Origin of the sequence: Gilliamella sp. BG7, from assembly GCF_046635565.1 — a bacterium.
Lineage (GTDB): Bacteria > Pseudomonadota > Gammaproteobacteria > Enterobacterales > Orbaceae > Gilliamella > Gilliamella apicola_P.
In genome coordinates this window covers 67809-86762 of sequence record NZ_JBIDFB010000006.1, presented here as the reverse complement: position 1 = coordinate 86762, position 18954 = coordinate 67809, and the positions used below count along the sequence as shown (strand labels likewise).

17 protein-coding genes are annotated in these 18954 nt (G+C 34.1%); 4 read left to right on the top strand and 13 right to left on the bottom strand.

Going from position 1 to position 18954, the window contains the following annotated elements; genetic code table 11:
• Nucleotides 1-2 precede the first annotated feature (2 nt).
• Both ACGH49_RS05725 and ACGH49_RS05720 read right to left on the bottom strand, forming a co-directional pair.
• Complete coding sequence (locus tag ACGH49_RS05725; RefSeq protein WP_411588573.1) at nucleotides 3-305, bottom strand: LapA family protein; 303 nt, start codon at nucleotides 303-305, stop codon at nucleotides 3-5.
• Nucleotides 306-463: 158 nt separating this feature from the next.
• A complete protein-coding gene (locus ACGH49_RS05720) occupies nucleotides 464-1183 on the bottom strand; it encodes a phosphatase PAP2 family protein (RefSeq protein ID WP_065606786.1) in 720 nt (239 codons plus the stop codon).
• A gap of 106 nt (nucleotides 1184-1289) precedes the next feature.
• On the opposite strand from ACGH49_RS05720, the gene ribA reads away from it, so the two are divergent.
• Complete coding sequence (ribA, locus tag ACGH49_RS05715) at nucleotides 1290-1901, top strand: GTP cyclohydrolase II (protein ID WP_411588572.1); 612 nt, start codon at nucleotides 1290-1292, stop codon at nucleotides 1899-1901.
• 185 nt (nucleotides 1902-2086) lie between these two features.
• Here ribA and ACGH49_RS05710 read toward each other — a convergent pair whose 3' ends face one another.
• From ACGH49_RS05710 to zipA, 4 genes are all read right to left on the bottom strand, one after another.
• Nucleotides 2087-2275 carry a 2-hydroxymuconate tautomerase gene (locus ACGH49_RS05710; RefSeq protein WP_411588570.1) on the bottom strand — a complete coding sequence of 63 codons (189 nt, stop codon included), beginning with the start codon at nucleotides 2273-2275 and terminating at the stop codon, nucleotides 2087-2089.
• Between the two features lie 9 nt (nucleotides 2276-2284).
• Nucleotides 2285-2803, bottom strand: a complete 519-nt coding sequence (gene luxS, locus ACGH49_RS05705) for an S-ribosylhomocysteine lyase (RefSeq protein ID WP_411588569.1) — start codon at nucleotides 2801-2803, stop codon at nucleotides 2285-2287.
• Nucleotides 2804-2873: 70 nt separating this feature from the next.
• On the bottom strand, nucleotides 2874-4952 hold the full coding sequence (gene ligA / locus ACGH49_RS05700) for an NAD-dependent DNA ligase LigA (protein ID WP_411588568.1): 2079 nt from the start codon (nucleotides 4950-4952) through the stop codon (nucleotides 2874-2876).
• 182 nt (nucleotides 4953-5134) lie between these two features.
• A complete protein-coding gene (gene zipA / locus ACGH49_RS05695; protein ID WP_411588596.1) occupies nucleotides 5135-6052 on the bottom strand; it encodes a cell division protein ZipA in 918 nt (305 codons plus the stop codon).
• Between the two features lie 409 nt (nucleotides 6053-6461).
• On the opposite strand from zipA, the gene ACGH49_RS05690 reads away from it, so the two are divergent.
• The gene (locus ACGH49_RS05690) at nucleotides 6462-7670 is read left to right on the top strand and encodes an efflux RND transporter periplasmic adaptor subunit (RefSeq protein ID WP_411588567.1); all 1209 of its coding nucleotides are present in this window, start codon (nucleotides 6462-6464) and stop codon (nucleotides 7668-7670) included.
• 19 nt (nucleotides 7671-7689) lie between these two features.
• Nucleotides 7690-10884 carry an efflux RND transporter permease subunit gene (locus tag ACGH49_RS05685; protein ID WP_065606800.1) on the top strand — a complete coding sequence of 1065 codons (3195 nt, stop codon included), beginning with the start codon at nucleotides 7690-7692 and terminating at the stop codon, nucleotides 10882-10884.
• A gap of 163 nt (nucleotides 10885-11047) precedes the next feature.
• Here the strand turns inward: ACGH49_RS05685 and ruvC are convergent, their stop codons facing one another.
• From ruvC to ACGH49_RS05650, 7 genes are all read right to left on the bottom strand, one after another.
• Entirely contained in the window at nucleotides 11048-11536 is a 489-nt protein-coding gene (gene ruvC, locus ACGH49_RS05680) for a crossover junction endodeoxyribonuclease RuvC (RefSeq protein ID WP_034914152.1), read from the bottom strand.
• On the bottom strand, nucleotides 11536-12279 hold the full coding sequence (locus ACGH49_RS05675) for a YebC/PmpR family DNA-binding transcriptional regulator (RefSeq protein WP_411588566.1): 744 nt from the start codon (nucleotides 12277-12279) through the stop codon (nucleotides 11536-11538). Before ACGH49_RS05675 ends, ruvC begins: the two co-directional genes overlap by 1 nt.
• A gap of 879 nt (nucleotides 12280-13158) precedes the next feature.
• Nucleotides 13159-13455: a DNA-binding transcriptional regulator Fis gene (fis, locus tag ACGH49_RS05670; RefSeq protein WP_034883623.1), complete on the bottom strand. Its 297-nt coding sequence runs from the start codon at nucleotides 13453-13455 to the stop codon at nucleotides 13159-13161.
• Between the two features lie 7 nt (nucleotides 13456-13462).
• Nucleotides 13463-14470, bottom strand: a complete 1008-nt coding sequence (dusB, locus tag ACGH49_RS05665) for a tRNA dihydrouridine synthase DusB (RefSeq protein WP_411588564.1) — start codon at nucleotides 14468-14470, stop codon at nucleotides 13463-13465.
• Nucleotides 14471-14482: 12 nt separating this feature from the next.
• Nucleotides 14483-15373, bottom strand: a complete 891-nt coding sequence (gene prmA / locus ACGH49_RS05660) for a 50S ribosomal protein L11 methyltransferase (RefSeq protein ID WP_411588563.1) — start codon at nucleotides 15371-15373, stop codon at nucleotides 14483-14485.
• Nucleotides 15348-16799, bottom strand: coding sequence for a sodium/pantothenate symporter (panF, locus tag ACGH49_RS05655; RefSeq protein ID WP_411588562.1), 1452 nt, complete (start codon nucleotides 16797-16799; stop codon nucleotides 15348-15350). The genes prmA and panF overlap by 26 nt, the downstream gene beginning before the upstream one ends.
• Before the next feature lie 6 nt (nucleotides 16800-16805).
• The gene (locus ACGH49_RS05650; RefSeq protein ID WP_411588561.1) at nucleotides 16806-17042 is read right to left on the bottom strand and encodes a YhdT family protein; all 237 of its coding nucleotides are present in this window, start codon (nucleotides 17040-17042) and stop codon (nucleotides 16806-16808) included.
• A gap of 171 nt (nucleotides 17043-17213) precedes the next feature.
• On the opposite strand from ACGH49_RS05650, the gene ilvC reads away from it, so the two are divergent.
• Nucleotides 17214-18692 (top strand): ketol-acid reductoisomerase, encoded by a 1479-nt coding sequence (ilvC, locus tag ACGH49_RS05645; RefSeq protein WP_411588559.1) that lies wholly within the window; start codon nucleotides 17214-17216, stop codon nucleotides 18690-18692.
• Nucleotides 18693-18954: the final 262 nt, after the last annotated feature.

Genomic DNA, 18954 nt, shown 5'->3' with positions numbered 1-18954 from the left:
TCTTAATTAGCTTTAGTTGTGTTTATTTGCTTATTAGTCATGCCTTCATCGTATTTTTTTTGTAATTTATTTAGTTTACGTTTTGTTGATGAGTGCTGTAATTTAGATTTTAGAAAGAAAATACCGGTTAATACCCAACCAAATATAAAGCCTGAACCAAATAAAATTGCTATTAATCCAGATAGGTGAATTTCAGTTTTAGCTACCAAATAATTGAATGTTACTATCTGATTGTTAGCTGAACTCATTGCTATTGAGATGGCAAAAATGATGATTATAAATAAAATTGATATAACAAATTTCATTATGTTGACCTTTCTTTTTGATTTTTAATTAAACTTTTTGTTTTTTCTCGTCTATTTTTGTAAATTCTTTATATGTTTGGCTTGTTAGGCTGTTAATTATAACTTTCTAAAATAAAAGTAGTTCGTTGTAAATGACACTTTATCAAAGTATTTAACAATTATTTGTCTACTATATGCCATTTTTTAGCATAAAAATAGCAGATTAATGAAATAATCCATGAGATTAATATACTTGTTATTATGTCAATTGGGCTGTGCATTCCTAATAATAATCTGCTTAATTCAATAAATATTGTCCAAATAATGATAAATGATATTATCGCATAGTGTTGTTTAAATTTTAGCAATGTTAAAGCTAATAATGCCCAAGTTACAGCTAATAAGGTATGTCCAGAGGGTAAAGCGTATCCAGTTTCATTTTGCCAGTGGTTTGATAGCCAACTTGGAATTGTTAATGAATTTTTAAATAATTGATGGATAAATTCTTTTCTTTCTGATAGAGATTTCGAATAAAATTGTTGATCACTAATATTATATTCCTGAGCCATCCAAAGTACATAAGGCCGTGATTCAGCTATTTGTGATTTTAAAAGGCTTTTAATTATTTGCCCACTTAATATTGCGCTAACAAGAAGTAACCATAATAATATAATTCTTTTTTTTGTTTTTTTTTGTAATAACAGACAAAATGCAATAAATAAGATTGTTGAGGTGATTATTCCCCAGGGGAAACTTGCTGTTTCAGTTATTAAGAATAAATATTTAGATGTATTATTTAAGGACACTGGTTGCCAATGCCAATTTATGGCTATAATAGTAAAAGGAACAGCTAGGAAAATAGCCAATAAGACTATTGTTTTTTTTATTACTAACCTCATTTATAAACTCAATTAAGTATAAATTGCTTTTGCTTAATATTTTAGCATAGAAGATAAATTTATTTTTATAAAATCTTATTTATGCTTATTAAAAATGGAGATAATAATGCAATTAAAACGTGTTGCACAAGCAAAATTACCAACGCCTTGGGGATGTTTTATTATTGTTGGATTTGAAGAAATTGCAACAAAAAAGGATCATGTCGCATTAGTATTTGGTGATATATCTGGCGATACGCCAGTTCTTACAAGAATTCATTCTGAATGCTTAACAGGTGATGCACTTTTTAGTCTACGCTGCGATTGTGGCTTTCAGTTAAAAGCAGCATTAAAACAAATTGCAAAGGAAGGTAAAGGGATTTTAATTTATCACCGGCAAGAGGGCCGCAATATTGGTTTATTGAATAAAATCAGAGCTTATGCGCTACAAGATCAAGGTTTAGATACGGTTGAAGCTAATGAACAATTGGGGTTTGCAGCAGACGAACGCGATTTCACTCTATGCGCAGATATGCTAACTTTATTAGGTGTATCACAAATTCGCCTACTAACTAATAATCCAGAAAAAATACGAGTACTTGAACAGTGTGGCATTAAAATTATGCAACGGGTGCCATTAGAAGTTGGCGAAAATCCAAATAACGAACATTATTTAGAAACAAAAGTAAATAAAATGGGACACTTGCTTCATCTTAATCATTACAATTGTAAGCATTAAAGAGTTAGGTAAATCAAGACAATTTGTTGGTTTGCGATTGAATTTATCTTGAATAATAAAAATAATTTGGTAATAAAAACTCAAAATACAAAATATTATTTTGAGTTTTGTAGTTAATTGGTATAAAAGATGGATTTTAATTTAGGTTTATGTGGTGTTCTGCCAATTATTTAGCCCGTTTCATATCAATCTTTATCAATGTGTAGTACACCACCATTAGCAATTTGATCTTTAGATAATTCGTGCATAATGATTTGAACTGCTTCTGGTTTACAGTTAAGGGTTTCAACGATGGCATTAGTTACCCGTTTTGCCATTTCTCTTTTTTGCTCTACAGTGCGACCTTCTAAAAAGTCTATAACGACATTAGGCATAGATACCTCCTAGTGATTATTAATTTGGGCAAGTTGCTCATCAGTTAATGCGATTTCATCATTATGGCATATGCTAATGCCAGATTTTATAATTTGTTCGGCAATGGTTTGAGCTTCATATAATGAGTGCATTTTATAGGTACCACATTGATACTCGTTTAATTCAGGAATCTGGTTTTGCGATTTAACATTTAATACGTTATGCATTGATTTTAACCATGCATCGACAACTAATGCCTCATTCGGATTACCAATTAAGCTCATATAAAAACCTGTGCGGCATCCCATTGGTGAAATATCGATTATTTCAACTTTATCACTGTTAAGATGATCACGCATAAAACCAGCAAATAAATGTTCTAATGTATGAATTCCTTTTTCTGGAAGGTTGTCTTTGTTTGGAATGGTAAAGCGTAGATCAAACACAGTAATGTTGTCACCTTTTGGGGTTGCCATTGTTTTTGCAATTCTCACAAAGGGCGCTTTCATTTTTTTGTGATCAACTTTAAAACTGTCTAGTAAAGGCATAATGTCCTCCTTGTTATTTGATAATTGTTATTCTAATCAATTTGCTAATAAGTATCAGTAAATTTTATATTTACTGATCAAGTAAATTTATCAATTCTTGCTCGTCAATAACTTTAATTCCTAGTTCTTGAGCCTTATTAAGTTTAGAGCCTGCTGCTCCTCCTGCAATGACTAGATCAGTATTTTTCGAAACACTGCCTGTTACTTTGGCGCCTAGTTGCTTTAATTTATCTTTGGCTTTATCTCGAGTTAAAACCGATAATGTACCAGTTAATACCACGGTTTTTCCTGAAAAAGGTGAATTAGTGGCAATTTCTTGTATTTGTGGAATAACATATTGCCAGTGAATGCCTACATCATTACTTGTTAATTGTTCAATTACATTGCGATTATGTGGTTCTTGGAAAAAGTCGATAATGCTTTCTGCAATCACGGCACCAATTTCGTTTACTGATTGTAGTTTTTCTAGTGAGGCGTTCTCAATTGCTGATAAACTACCAAGTTGGTTAACAAGATTTTCGGCAGTAACTTCACCAACATTCGGGATTCCAAGCGCAAATATAAAGCGGCTTAATGTCGTATTTTTAGATACCTCTAGTGCATTTAATAAGTTATTAGCAGATTTTTCCCCAATTTTATCTAAACTACATAGCGTTGGTAGATTTAGTTTATATAAATCTGCTGGCGTTTTGACATATTCTTTATCAACTAGTTGTTCAATGACTTTATCTCCCATGCCATCTACATTCATTGCTCGCCGTGAAACAAAATGCTTTAAAGCTTCTTTTCGTTGTGCAGGGCAAATTAAACCTCCGGCACAGCGTGATATCGCCGCACCTTCGTCTCGAACTATTTGTGAGCCACAAATAGGGCAGTGTGTCGGAAAGATGATTTCTTTTGTGTTAGCGGGTCTTCTATCTACTATGACGGCTACTATTTTAGGAATAACGTCACCAGCTCGGCGTATTGTTACATAGTCACCCTCACGAATACCTAATCGGATTATTTCATCGCTATTATGTAATGTCGCATTGCTTACAATAACACCAGCAACTGATACAGGTTCAAGCCTTGCTACAGGGGTAATTGCACCTGTTCGCCCAACTTGAAAGTCTACTTTATTTAATTTTGTAACTTCTTCTTGTGCTGGAAATTTAAATGCTATAGCCCATCTCGGCGCTCGAGTAACAAAACCAAGCTCGTTTTGTAGTTCAATACTATTAACTTTAATTACTACACCATCGATATCAAAATCTAATGACATACGTTGTTCGCCAATTAGTTTAAAATAATCCAAAGCGGCCTGCGCTCCTTGGCGTTTTTGTATTTTATTACTAACTGGTAACCCCCAAGCTTTAAATTGCATCAAACGATCGTAATGTGTGTCAGGTAATGTGGCACCTTCGAAAATACCAACACCATAACAAAAGAATGCTAATGGTCTTTTTGCTGTAATTTTAGGATCTAATTGTCTTAATGAACCAGCGGCTGCATTACGTGGATTGGCGAATACTTTTTCGTTTCGCTTTTCTGCATCTACATTGAGTTTTTCAAAGCCTTTATGTGTCATAAATACTTCCCCTCGAACTTCTAATCTAGTTGGGATATTATCGCCTATTAGAATTAGTGGAATGGTTTTGATGGTTTTTACATTGGCTGTTATGTCTTCCCCTGTTGTACCATCTCCTCGTGTTGCAGCTTGTATAAAGCGACCATTTTCATAAAGGAGGCTGACAGCAAGCCCATCAAGTTTTAGCTCACAACAATATTCGACCTGTTCAGAATCACTCAAATGAAGACGATCTTTAACTCGTTTGTTAAATGCAATAAAGCTAACATCATCAAATACATTATCAAGTGATAACATGGGCATTTCATGTTTGATGGATGCAAATTGTGTTAATGGGGAACCACCAACTCGTTGGGTTGGTGAGTCGGGCGTAATAAGATCTGGGTTTTGATGTTCTAATGTTTGTAGTTGTTTTATTAATTTATCATATTCAGCATCGGGAATTTCTGGTGTATCAAGGACATAATAACAGTATTCATGATGTCTGATTAGGCTGCGTAGTGAGGTCAATTGCTTTGCTATGTCTTTATTCTGTTCAGATGAATTTACTGAATTTTCGGTTTCATTAGATAGCGACATGATTATATGCTCTTAAATTAAAATGTAGGTTTTGGAAAAATCATTACAAATAGATTAATTTAACTATAAATCATTCCTAGCTAAATTAACTCATTCAAATGAATAGGTTATATCGATATTAATTTTTAGCCACCAACCTAAGTTGGTGGCATTTTATAAAAGATTTGCTGAAAAGACGACAGTTAAATTTCGTTACAGGCCTTTTTAATGCGTTCTTTATAACTGTCTATTTTTTGTGGAGTTAACATGTGATGTTCGTCATCTAATACTACACCGTTAACATCATCGGCTATGCGTTGCGCTGTTTGCAACATTAATTTGAAGTTATGCTGATTGTTACCTTCTGTAGGAGCAACCATAAAAATAGACACACCAGGTGTGGTAAATTCATGCATTGTTTCAGGATCCAAATATCCAGGTGTAACCATATTGGCTAAACTAAATAATATTGCTCCATTGCCCGCAGGATCTACATGACGGTGAAAAATTCTCATATCACCGAACTGGAAACCCGATTGCATAATGCTAGCGAGTAGCACATCGCCTTGTAATAATTTTCCGTTAAGACCGGTGATATTTAATACAATAATTTCGGTTGTAGATTGTTCATTGTTAATATTTATTTTTTTAGATTTGTTATTATAGTTTACTTCGTCATTACTATTTGATGGCTTTTCTTTTGTTGTTTGAATTAAATCAGATTGTTGCTCATCTTCAAAAAGATCAAGCTCAACATTACCTGCTGCCTCTTTTGGTGTGTCAGCATTATTTTTTGGTTCATCGTCTTTATCAACAAATAATTCTTCTTGTTGTGGCATGTTTTCTTGTTCAGTTGTGAATAAATTAGTAATTATATCGTTTTCAACCGTTTTACTACTTTTTGTTATTTCAGGAATGAGTGAGGTAACATTTTTATCTTCTCCTATGTCATGCATAGAGAAATTTTGATGTTGTTGAGTGTTTTGTTCAAATTGCCTTTTTTTATTTGAACAAAAAAGTGAAGAACGTTCTTTTTTGTTGATCCAAAATCCATGGATAAGCAATGCAATAATGACTAAGGATGCAACAACAATTAGAACAATACGTAAATTATCCATAATAACCATCTCTGTATTAAATTAAATATAGACTTAAATTATTCAATCATATTTTGAAAAAATGATTGCGGAGTACAGTAAAGTAAATTTTTACTTTTTTATTTAGCAATATGAATTAATCTTCATTAGAGCAACTATATTTGATATTCGTAGTATAACATTTTATTTAAGATAGTTTATAGCACAAAAAATCAATTAGCCTATATTACTTTATTTCTAACAATAATCATAATTAACTATGTTATATTTTTATTCTCATAATCTAATCAGCCATTTTTTAGAACTCTGTGCTATTAACCTGTAAAGATACTTACAATTTATGCTTATTTTTTGTAAAATCGCCGATTAATTTTAAATAAGATCTATTATTAAAAAATAAAAGAATTAATAAGTTTATTGAGGTCATTTATATATGAGATTTAACAAGTTATTATTAGCCTTGCCTGTGGTGTGTATCAGCCTACTTTTATTAACAAGCTGTGATAGCGGAAATTCAAAAAAAGTTAATAATCAATTACCTAAGGTAACCGTGTTTAAAGTTGAACCATTAAACTACAGATTAAAAATTAGTCTGCCAGGTAGGGTTGTTGCATCTCAAATTGCTGAAATTAGACCTCAAGTAGGTGGTATTGTTTTAAAACGAGAGTTTGATGAAAGTTCGAATGTTAAAGCTGGACAATCTCTTTATCAAATAGATCCAGCTATTTATCAAGCTAATTATGATAGTGCGGTAGCAAGTGTTGCTAGCGCTAAAGCGAATGCCAATATTGCTCAACTCACTCTTAAACGTTACGCCGGATTATTAAATACTAAATCCATTAGTCAACAAGATTATGATAAAGCAGCTGCAGACGCTAAACAAGCTGAAGCTGCGGTATTAGTTGCACAAGCAGCTAAACATACAGCTAAAGTCAATTTAGATTATACAAAAGTATATTCGCCAATTGATGGATATATTGGTAAATCAAGTGTGACTGAAGGGGCATTAGTGGCGGCAGGTCAATCGACACCACTTGCACTAGTCCAGCAACTGGATCCAATTTATGTCGATATGACTGAAGCGGCTACTCGTTATAATAAGTATCTTCAGGATGAAAATGTAATTTATGAACCAGTAAAAGACAATAATGTTGAATTATATTTTAATGATGGTTCTAAATACCCTTATCCGGGTAGTATTAAATTTTCTGATATGACTGTTAATGAAACAACAGGTACTGTTACTTTGCGGTCGCAGTTTACAAATACTGAAAGCAAAATTTTGCCAGGTATGTTTGTTAAACCGCAAGTCACATTAGGTTATATCAAAAATGCTGTACTTGTTCCACAGCAAGGAATTACCAGTAATAAGTTAGGGCAATACACTGCGAAAATATTAAGACCGGATAGTACTGTGGAATATCGGCAAGATATCCAAGTATACACTGGAATAGGTGGTTATTGGGTTGTAACAAAAGGAATTGATGTTGGTGAAGAGGTTATTATTACAGGATTACTTAATTTAACTTCTGTTGAAAATCCACAAAGAGATGCTCCACCTATGAAAGCAAAAAAAGTTGGAGATCCTAATACACTTTCACAAGAACAATTAGATAGTATCATCAAAAATAGCGTGAAATAAAACAGGGGTAGATTGAATTATGGCTAAGTTTTTTATTGATAGACCTGTTTTCGCTTGGGTAATTGCAATCATGATGATGCTAGGAGGTGCTTTATGCATAAAGCTACTAGCCGTTGAGCAGTATCCTGACATTGCTCCTCCTGCTGTAACTGTTAGTGCTGTTTACCCAGGTGCTGATGCACAGACTATCGAAAATACTGTTACTCAATTGATTGAACAGAATTTAACTGGATTAGATAATTTAATTTATATGAAATCAACCAGTAGTGCACAAGGTGTTGTTCAAACAACGTTAACCTTTGCTCCTGGGACTAATCCTGATTTTGCTCAAGTACAAGTGTTAAATAAAGTTGAAAGTATTAAATCACGGCTACCTGAAAGTGTGCAAAAAAATGGTGTCTCTGTTGCAAAAAATAATACCAACTTTTTAAAGGTTGTAGGCTTTTATTCAACAAATCCTCAAAAAACACAAGCAGATATTGCTGACTTTGTTTATTCAACTGTGCAAGATCAGATTCGACGTGTACAAGGTGTTGGCGATACTCAATTATTTGGTTCTGAATATGCAATGCGTATTTGGCTTGATCCAAATAAATTGACCTATTTTAATTTATCAATTGAAGAAATCATTGCAGCTATTCAAGCGCAAAATGCGCAAGTAACAGCAGGGCAATTAGGTGCCTTACCAGCAACTGATGGACAAGAACTCAATGCGACAATTACTGCTCAATCACGTTTAAAAACACCCGAACAATTCCAAAATATTTTAGTGCGTGTGAATACCGATGGTTCTAATCTTTTATTAAAAGATGTTGCAACAGTTGAAATTGGCGCATCTGATTATAATTTTATTTCTTATTATGATGGTAAAGCATCAGCAGGTCTTGGTATTTATTTGGCAACAGGAGCTAACCAATTAGAAACTTCTGATCAGGTAGATAAAAAATTAACTGAATTATCAAAAATCTTTCCTGAAGATATTCACTATGCTTATCCGTATGACACAACACCATTTGTAAAATTATCAATTAATAACGTAGTACATACATTGATTGAAGCTATTATTTTAGTTGTTATTGTAATGTATGTGTTTTTACAAAATCTTCGTTCAACACTTATACCGACCATTACAGTACCCGTGGTATTGTTAGGTACTTTTGCTGTTTTATATATCTGCGGTTTTACGATTAATACATTATCTATGTTTGCAATGGTGCTTGCTATTGGCTTGTTGGTAGATGATGCAATAGTTGTTATTGAGAACGTTGAACGTATTATGCATGATGAAGGTTTATCACCTTATGATGCAACCGTTAAATCGATGGAACAAATTACTTCAGCGTTGGTTGGTATTGCAGTTGTGTTATCTGCAGTATTCGTTCCTATGGCATTTTATGGTGGTGCAGCGGGTGGAATTTACCGACAGTTTTCAATTACCATTGTAACAGCGATGGCATTATCTGTGTTGATGGCAATTGTATTAACTCCAGCGCTCTGTGTCCAAATTTTAAAAGCACCAACTAAAAGTAAATTAAAAAGGAATTCGTTAGGTGAACAGTTAGAATCTATACCTCCATTTTGTTGGTGTTCTGTTGGTACAAAAAAATTCTTTAAATGGTTTAATGGATTTTATGAAAAGAGTTTACGTCATTATGAAAAAGGTGTAATAAAAGTTGTTCGTTATCCATTAATAGCTTTTGCTTGTTATACTTTAATCTTAGTTGGATTAATCTTTGGTTTTAATCGGTTACCTACTGGTTTTTTACCTAATGAAGATCAGGGTGTGCTTTTAGTTATGGTTGAGCTACCGCCAGGATCAACTTTAGAGCAAACTATGTCAGTTTTAAATAAAACGGCAAAATTTTATACTGAGCAAAAAGCTGATTCAGTTGAGGAAATATTTACTGTAGCTGGATTTAGTATGGTTGGTCGTGGGCAAAATATGGGGCTAGGCTTTGTTCGATTAAAAAATTGGGAACAACGTAAACGCGCTGATCAAAAAGTTAATGCTTTAGTCGCTAGCGGTTGGGGATTTGCTTCTACTATAACCGAGGGGAGGGTAATTGTTACCAACTTACCAGCTGTTCCAGCATTAGGTATGGCTAATGGTTTTTCTTATGTGCTGAAAGATACGGCTAGTTATGGTCATGATGCTTTGGTAGGCGCATTTTTCCAAATGTTGGGTCAAGCTTCTCATCATCCTAAACTGCAACAAGTTAGACCGGGAAGTATGCTAGATGTTCCACAGTACAAAATTAATGTTGATTTTGAAGCCGCACAAGCATTGGGCGTTTCGGTGAATTCAGTAAATACTGTATTGTCGACAGCTTTAGGTTCTGCTTATATTGACGATTTTGTTTATAATAACCGAGTTAAAAAAGTATACTTACAATCTGATGCACCATATCGTATGCTACCAGATGATTTTAGCTATTGGCATGTTAAAAATAAAAATGGTGAGATGGTTCCATATGATGCATTTGCTACTACGACAAAAACTTATGGCTCTCCTTCACTGGTTCGTTATGATGGTGTGGCAGCAATGGAGATAAGCGGTTCAGCCGCTCCAGGTCTAAGCTCTGGACAAGCAATGGCTGTGATGGAAGAGTTGTCCAAAAATTTGCCAAAAGGATTTACTTTTGACTGGACAGGTATATCTTATCAAGAACGTCAGACAGGATCACAAACAACAACACTTTATATTATTTCGATTATTGTTGTGTTTTTATCATTAGCTGCATTGTATGAAAGTTGGACAGTGCCAATTTCGATCTTATTTGTTATTCCTCTTGGGATTTTAGGTACTGTTTTTGCAACTATGTTTAGAGGGCTTGATAACGATATTTACTTTATTGTAGGACTATTAACAACAATGGGGTTATCTGCAAAAAACGCTATATTGATTGTAGAATTTGCCAAAGATGCCTTGGAAAAAGAGGGGAAATCATTGATCGATGCTACACTTGAAGCTTGTCGTTTGCGTTTACGTCCGATTTTAATGACTTCGTTTGCCTTTATTTTAGGGGTATTACCACTAGCATTAAATAGCGGTGCTGGTTCTGCTAGCCAAAATGCGGTAGGTACCGGTGTAATCGGTGGTATGTTAACAGCAACATTTTTAGCAATATTTTATGTTCCCTTATTCTTCATATTTATAACAAAATTATTTACAAAACATAAAAATAAAGTAGTGTTACCTGTTAACCGTTCTTAAAAGCAGTAACTAAATAGCTAGTTTTGGTACATATATGGTCTTGATGTATAGTTCTATAGGTCATATATAACTTAAGCGAGCTATTAAAATAACGAAATGCGCCGTTTTTTGGCGCATTTTTTATTTATATAGATGTGTATACGTAAATTGAATTTTGTTATATTTACTTGCGATGCTTTAGTAACTGCTGACTGGTATGGGCGTGGGTAATTGCTATAGCTAAGGCATCAGCGGCATCAGCTTGAGGGCTAGCTGGTAACTTTAATAATAATTTCACCATATGTTGCACTTGCTTTTTATCAGCTGCGCCGGTTCCTACTACACTTTGCTTAACTAAACGAGCTGCGTATTCAAAAACGGGTAGATTATTATTTACAGCCGCAACAATTGCAGCTCCCCTTGCTTGACCTAACTTTAATGCGGAGTCGGCATTATGAGCCATGAAAACTTGTTCAATAGCAAACATATCAGGTTGGAATTGTAAAATAATTTCACTAACACCAGCGTATACGCGTTTTAAACGAGTAGGCAAATCATCAACAGCAGTACGGATACATCCACTACCAAGGTAGGTAAGTTGTCGTCCCGTTTGATGGATTACGCCGTAACCCGTCAAACGAGATCCAGGATCGATGCCAAGAATAATGGCCATTAGAGCGTTGCAGCAACCTCGTCAGAAACTTCACCATTATGATAAACTTCTTGAACATCATCACAATCTTCAAGCATATCAATTAAACGTAATAATTTTGGCGCAGATTCAATATCAAGATCGACTTTTGTTGCTGGAATCATTGATACTTCAGCGACTTCGGCAACTAGCCCTGCAGCATCAAGCGCATCTTTTACTTCACCAAATGATTCAGGTGTAGTAAATACATCAATTGCTCCATCATCATAAGTCACGACGTCGTCAGCCCCTGCTTCAAGCACTGCATCCATAACTTGGTCTTCATCAGTACCAGTTGGGTATGAAATAACGCCTTTTTTAGTGAACAAATATGAAACTGAACCATCAGTACCTAAGTTACCACCTGTTTTAGTAAACGCATGGCGTACTTCAGACACAGTTCGATTACGATTATCACTCAGACATTCAACCATTACAGCTGTACCAGCAGGACCATAACCTTCATAGATGATCGTTTCCATGTTGCTATCATCTTCCCCACCAACACCCCGCGCAACAGCTCGGTTCATGGTATCACGGGTCATATTATTAGATAACGCTTTATCCATTGCAGCTCGTAATCGAGGATTTGACGCTGGATCGCCACCACCCAATTTTGCCGCAGTTACTAACTCACGAATAATTTTGGTAAAGATTTTACCCCGTTTTGCATCTTGTGCAGCTTTGCGGTGTTTCGTATTGGCCCATTTACTATGACCTGCCATAAAATTCTCCAGATAATAATTTAAAAAATCGCTACATTCTAGCAAATATTTACTTAAAATTCATTACCAATATACTGATAAGTTTTTATGTTCTGTAAAATTATTTTTATCAAAAATGATTTAATTTTTGTTTATATGTAGGAATCGCGTTGTTTACAGTTGTTAGATAAGCTACTGTAATGAATATACATAAAAGAACAAACGTTGTATCACAGATATGTAATATGGGGCCTATATCATAAATAAAATTAATCGTCATCGATTTAGCTAAGCATTTATAATCAGTTGTCTAACTATTCTTATTGCACTAAAAAAAGCAGATTGATTCTATTTATCCTTTTAACTTGTAATAAATTTATAAAGCAATCAGTTATACAATAAGATCTATATGAAATTAAAAATCTATTGAATATAAAGCAGACAGCGTAATTTTCTTCGTGAGTTTTGTCTCTCTGAGGTATTTATACAACTGTTCACGTTTTAACTTATATTTTTGTAAAAAATATTCAGGAGTCTATACCGTTTTGTTATTGATTGAGTCTTCGTAGTATTTATTTGTTAAAACGTCTGATAACCATTGTATATCAATTAAAATGTACGGAACCAAATTACCTTCAAATAAAAGCTTAAACAAAAAGATATATGTACTTTAATAGAGATGTAGCATAATCACTAAATAGTTAGCGATTCAGCAAATAAAATGTCTTATGAGTTTTTATAGGATTATTAATTATGAGTCGTAAAAACTTAGTGTTTTTTTATCTATATCTTAAGGAAAGAGGAGCATTGAATGAATTTTGTAATTGTGTTCTAAAAATAGAAAAAAGCACCTTATATCAAGGCGCCTTTTTATATTATAACATATTAAATAATAGACGATTAACTCATTCCATATTGTTTTAATTTTTTGCGAAGTGTACCGCGGTTGATACCAAGCATATTTGCTGCTCGAGTTTGATTGCCACGTGTATATTGCATAACCATATCAAGGAATGGATGTTCAACTTCAGCTAACACTAATTCATAAAGGTCTGTAGGATCTTCACCATTTAATTGTGATAAATAGTTTTTTAAAGCTTGCTTTACTGAATCACGCAATGGTTTTTGTGTTATTTGGTCTTGAGAATTTACAGTTGTAAATTTAAGTGCTGCAGCTGTAACGCGTTGTTCTGACATAGTATTCTTAACTCTTTGGGTTGTTTCTAATTTTACTAAAAAATGCTTTTAGAGTGTTTACTTGCTCACTTGTATTGCTAAGTACACTAAATAAGCGCCTGAATTGATCGCTATCAGCATAATTCTTGGTGTACCAATTTACATGCTTTCTGGCAATCCTTAATCCTTTGTATTCTCCATAAAATTGATAAAGCTCATCAAGATGTGATAGTACAACTTGTTCTACTTCATCAATGCTTTTATTTTTCTGTAACTGTCCATGTGTTAAATAGAATGCAATTTCTTCAAATATCCAAGGTCGCCCTTGTGCCGCTCGCCCGATCATTATAGCATCAGCCTGCGTATATTGAAAAACATCTTTTGCCTGTTCAGGTGTGCAAATATCTCCATTGGCAATTACAGGAATTGTAACGTTTTCTTTAACTGCTTTAATAGAGTCATATTCAGCAACACCGTTGAATAAGCAAGCACGTGTTCGTCCATGAATAGTAATTGCCTTTATGCCACAATCCTGTGCAATTTGTGCAATTTCTATGCAATTTCTATTTTCTTTATTCCATCCAGTCCGCGTTTTTAATGTTACCGGAACATCAACTGCACCGACAACTTTCTGCAAAATTTTTTTAATAAGTTCTGGATACTGCATTAAGACAGATCCTGCTAATTTTTTATTGACCTTTTTAGCTGGGCATCCCATATTAATATCAATCAACTGAGCTCCGTGTTTGACATTAAATTCAGCAGCTTTTACCATTTCGTCGGGATCAGAACCAACAATTTGTACGGCACGAATACCAACATCATCACTTGCTATCATTCGCAAAGCTGATTTATCGGTATGCCAAACATCAGAATTTGCTAAAAACATTTCTGAAACAGTCATACCAGCACCAAATCGATGACATAGATTACGAAATGGCTTATCACTTATTCCAGCCATTGGCGCAGCAATTAAATTATTCTTTAATTTTAGTTCACCAATGCTAAGTAAATTAAGGTCGGCTATATTACGCATTTTTTTTCAAACTTAAAAGGGGGTAGCGTTAATTTTTTTATTTTTTTTACCAGTGATCCGACACCACTCATCGAGATCAACAACTGGATCTAATTCAAAATTAAGTTGGTAAGCCATGCAAACACTTGATGATTGGGTAGCCAAAATACCGGATAAACCTAGTTTACCTTCGGGTTTTACTAATTTACTTATATGTGGTTCAAGTTCTTTTAACGGTCCAGCTAAAATATTGGCAACAACTATATCTGCTTGTAAATTTTCAGGGATCTCTTTTGATAAATAAAGATCTAGCTTTTCGCTGACATCATTACGCTGTGCATTATCACGGCTAGCTTGAATGGCTTGAGGATCGATATCAATGCCGATTACACGCTTTGCACCTAATTTTAGCGCTGCAATTGCCAAAATACCAGAGCCACAACCATAATCGATAACTAATTTGTCTTTAAGATCTAAACTATCAAGCCAAGTTAAGCATAATACCGTGGTTGGATGAGTACCTGTGCCAAATGCTAATCCAGGATCTAACATAACATTAACTGCATTATCATCGGGCACGTCACACCAACTAGGACAAATCCAAAGTCGCTCACCAAATTTCATAGGATGAAAGTTGTCCATCCATTCACGTTCCCAGTCTTTATCTTCTAATTGTTCAATCTTATAAGAATATTGTTCAAGATTTAGCATTGCTTTTAATTCATCGATATCTGTTTGAGCATCATAAAGCCCAATCACATCGGTATTACCCCAAAGTTTAGTTTCGCCAGGTAATGGTTCAAAAACAGGTGTGTCAAAGGTATCTTGAAAAGTGACTGATACAGCACCAGACTCCTCTAATTGTTCGCTAATTTGTTCAGCAAGATCGTTGGTTGTATTAATTTTGAGTTGAATCCAAGGCATAATTTTTTCCTGTGTTACCAAACATATTGGCAATAATAAATACTACCAATCCAATAATTAAGGATGGGATAATCGGGTTAAAAGCATAAAGCTTTATATTGTAAACAGATAAAAGAGTATAGCTTATCGCACCGGCAAACATAGAACATAAAGCGCCAGTTGAATTTGCTTTTTTCCAATAAAGTCCAAGTACCAATGGCCATAAAAATACGGCTTCAAGCCCACCAAATGCAAGTAAATTTAACCAAATAATCATATCTGGTGGATTCCAAGCCGCTAGGATGAGTAATCCACCAAAACTAAAAGTTATGATAATAGATGTGCGAGTTAATGTTTTATCGCTATAGTTTTTTGCATGATTCATACTTAAAAATAGATCTTTAATAATAACTGATGAAATTTGTAGCAGTTGGGCGTTAATTGTTGACATAATTGCAGCAAGTGGAGCGGCCAAAAAGATACCAGCCACTAATGGTGGCATAATGTTAATTATTAACGTTGGAACAATTTGATCTGGAACAGTTAAATCACTAATAATAGCTCGACCAAGAACGCCAGATAAATGCATGGTTAACATAATGATTGTGACAACAATAGTACCAATTATAATGCCTTTGTGTACAGCCTTGCTGTCTTTGTATGCCATACAGCGAACCGCTGTATGAGGTAAACCAACCACAGCAAAACAGACTAAAACCCAAAATGATGCCATAAACGGAAAGTCCATAAAATTGCTAGGACCTTGTGGTGTTAGTAGTGCAGGATCGATTTCATTCAAACGGTGAATAATAGCTGTTATACCACCACCAGCATAAATAATTGCTGTTAATAGCAAGATAGCGCCAATTATCATTACTAAACCTTGAAAAGCATCATTAAGTATACTTGCTCTAAATCCTCCAAAAGCAGTATATATAACGGTACCAACACCAAAAATTAATAATCCGATATCGTAAGAAATGCCAACTGATGATTCCAATAATCGTGCACCACCAACAAACTGTACCGTCATAGCACCAATAAAAGCCACAACTAATGAAATGCTTGCAAACCAAACTATGACTTTACTTTTATAGTGAGCATAAAGCATATCACTTAAAGTTATAGCATTATATTTACGAGCCAAAATGGCAAATTTTTTGCCTAGAATACCAAGCGAGAGTAATACAGTTGGGACTTGGATCATCGATAATAGCACCCAACCAAGGCCAAATTTATAAGCAGCACCGGGACCACCAATAAATGAGCTAGCACTAATATAAGTTGCGGCTAGTGTCATGGCGAGTAAAAATCCTCCCATGGTTCTATTGCCGATAAAATAATCAGTGAATTGATTTACTTTTTTACGTTTTACATAAGCATAAATTGATAATGCAAACACAAAAATAAGATAGATGACAAGCGGTACAATAATATCTAAATGCATGTTAAATCACTTAGTTTGTTCTAATGAGAAATTTTTAAATTGAAATTTTACAACTACCCAACAAAGCAATATAAAACCGATAGGCACCATAATGCAAGATAGTTCAAACCACAATGGAAGACCTAAAAATCCTATTTTGTCGTTAATACAGTATGCACAAACGATCCATCCAAGAAGATAAATAAAAGTTAGCAATAAAGAAAGTTTAGCCTCTTTATTTGCTTGTTTATATCGAGTATCCATATTGATTTATTCAGAATTGAGGGTGATTTAGATTAAAAGAAAGCATTGAACTTAGCAAGTTTATTGCAATTTATGCAATATTATATTTTAAATATATCAATTTTAGCAATATTAAAAGTATTATATAGTGTTTTATTGTTGATTGTGAATACTTAACTCTTGGAGAGAAAAATGTCAAACTATTTTAATACATTGAATTTGCGTGAAAAATTAGAACAATTAGGTCAATGTCGTTTTATGGCTCGTGATGAATTTGCATCAGAAGCTAATTTTTTGAAAGGTAAAAAAATTGTAATTGTTGGTTGTGGAGCACAAGGCTTTAACCAAGGTCTGAATATGCGAGATTCAGGTTTAGATATATCTTATGCATTACGTAAAGAAGCTATTGCTGAAAAACGTGCATCATGGAAGAAAGCAACTGAAAATGGTTTTAAAGTAGGAAGTTACGAAGAATTAATTCCAACAGCTGATCTTGTTATTAATTTAACTCCTGACAAACAACATTCTGTTGTTGTTCAGGCTATTCAACCGTTGATGAAAGAAGGCTCTGCGCTTGGCTATTCTCACGGATTTAATATTGTTGAAGTAGGAGAAAAGATTCGCTCTGATATTACAGTAGTGATGGTAGCACCTAAATGCCCTGGTACTGAAGTTCGTGAAGAATATAAACGAGGTTTTGGTGTGCCAACATTAATTGCAGTTCATCCTGAAAACGATCCAAAAGGTGAAGGGCTAGCCATCGCTAAAGCATGGGCTGCGGCAACAGGCGGACATCGTGCAGGTGTTTTACAGTCGTCATTTGTTGCCGAAGTTAAGTCAGATTTAATGGGCGAACAAACAATCCTTTGTGGTATGTTACAAACAGGATCATTACTTTGTTTTGATAAGCTAGTGGCAGATGGTGTTGATCCTGCTTATGCATGTAAATTACTCCAATTTGGTTGGGAAACGATCACTGAGGCGCTAAAACAAGGTGGAATTACTTTAATGATGGATCGCTTATCAAATCCAGCAAAATTGAGAGCAAATATTTTAGCAAAAGAATTAAAAGTGATCATGACGGATCTTTATCGTAAACATATGGATGACATTATATCAGGCGAGTTTTCATCAACTATGATGAAAGACTGGGAAAATGATGATGCGAACCTTCTTAAATGGCGTAGAGAAACAGGTGAAACCGCCTTTGAAAAAACTGCTGACTATCAGGGTAAAATTGATGAACAAGCTTATTTTGATCAAGGCGTCGTTATGGTTGCAATGGTTAAAGCTGGTGTTGAACTTGCCTTCGAAACTATGCTTGAATCCGGTATTTTAGCTGAATCAGCTTATTATGAATCATTACATGAGTTACCACTTATTGCTAATACTATTGCGCGTAAACGTTTGTATGAAATGAATGTTGTTATTTCTGATACAGCTGAGTATGGTAACTATCTATTTGCTAATGCCGCTGTACCACTATTGAAAGAAAAATTCATGCCAATGTTACAGGCTGGAGATCTAGGTAAAACGATCCCTGAAGGTAGTGTTGATAATGCACAATTGCGCGATGTGAATGAAGAAATCCGTAATCATCCGATTGAAACAATCGGTCGTAAATTACGTAGTTATATGACTGATATGAAACGTATCAATGTTGCAAGCTAAATAGCTATTTATAGTTATAAATAAGGTGCTGAAAGCACCTTATTTGTATCTAAAAATGTTCATTTATTGTAAAAACTTTTCAGGTAACTATATGTTTCAGTATAAAATATTTTGATTCAAAGGGATCTGATTGTTTATAATTTAGGTTCAGTTTATATTTTTTTGATCCTTTCAATTTATTGCTAAATTTTTTAAAAATTATACAATTAAATGATTTTTATTTTAAGTTTTTATTTATTTTTTATGTAATTTATGTTATCTT

What these genes read in the sequence shown, in the direction of transcription:
- prmA (WP_411588563.1), bottom strand. Translation starts at nt 15,373, where the DNA reads ATGCCTTGGATTCAACTCAAAATTAATACAACCAACGATCTTGCTGAA.
- dusB (WP_411588564.1), bottom strand. Translation starts at nt 14,470, where the DNA reads ATGCGTAATATAGCCGACCTTAATTTACTTAGCATTGGTGAACTAAAA.
- ACGH49_RS05685 (WP_065606800.1), top strand. Translation starts at nt 7,690, where the DNA reads ATGGCTAAGTTTTTTATTGATAGACCTGTTTTCGCTTGGGTAATTGCA.
- ACGH49_RS05710 (WP_411588570.1), bottom strand. Translation starts at nt 2,275, where the DNA reads ATGCCTAATGTCGTTATAGACTTTTTAGAAGGTCGCACTGTAGAGCAA.
- ACGH49_RS05690 (WP_411588567.1), top strand. Translation starts at nt 6,462, where the DNA reads ATGAGATTTAACAAGTTATTATTAGCCTTGCCTGTGGTGTGTATCAGC.
- ilvC (WP_411588559.1), top strand. Translation starts at nt 17,214, where the DNA reads ATGTCAAACTATTTTAATACATTGAATTTGCGTGAAAAATTAGAACAA.
- ACGH49_RS05650 (WP_411588561.1), bottom strand. Translation starts at nt 17,042, where the DNA reads ATGGATACTCGATATAAACAAGCAAATAAAGAGGCTAAACTTTCTTTA.
- ACGH49_RS05720 (WP_065606786.1), bottom strand. Translation starts at nt 1,183, where the DNA reads ATGAGGTTAGTAATAAAAAAAACAATAGTCTTATTGGCTATTTTCCTA.
- ligA (WP_411588568.1), bottom strand. Translation starts at nt 4,952, where the DNA reads ATGTCGCTATCTAATGAAACCGAAAATTCAGTAAATTCATCTGAACAG.
- fis (WP_034883623.1), bottom strand. Translation starts at nt 13,455, where the DNA reads ATGTCAGAACAACGCGTTACAGCTGCAGCACTTAAATTTACAACTGTA.
- ACGH49_RS05675 (WP_411588566.1), bottom strand. Translation starts at nt 12,279, where the DNA reads ATGGCAGGTCATAGTAAATGGGCCAATACGAAACACCGCAAAGCTGCA.
- panF (WP_411588562.1), bottom strand. Translation starts at nt 16,799, where the DNA reads ATGCATTTAGATATTATTGTACCGCTTGTCATCTATCTTATTTTTGTG.
- ruvC (WP_034914152.1), bottom strand. Translation starts at nt 11,536, where the DNA reads ATGGCCATTATTCTTGGCATCGATCCTGGATCTCGTTTGACGGGTTAC.
- ACGH49_RS05725 (WP_411588573.1), bottom strand. Translation starts at nt 305, where the DNA reads ATGAAATTTGTTATATCAATTTTATTTATAATCATCATTTTTGCCATC.
- ribA (WP_411588572.1), top strand. Translation starts at nt 1,290, where the DNA reads ATGCAATTAAAACGTGTTGCACAAGCAAAATTACCAACGCCTTGGGGA.
- luxS (WP_411588569.1), bottom strand. Translation starts at nt 2,803, where the DNA reads ATGCCTTTACTAGACAGTTTTAAAGTTGATCACAAAAAAATGAAAGCG.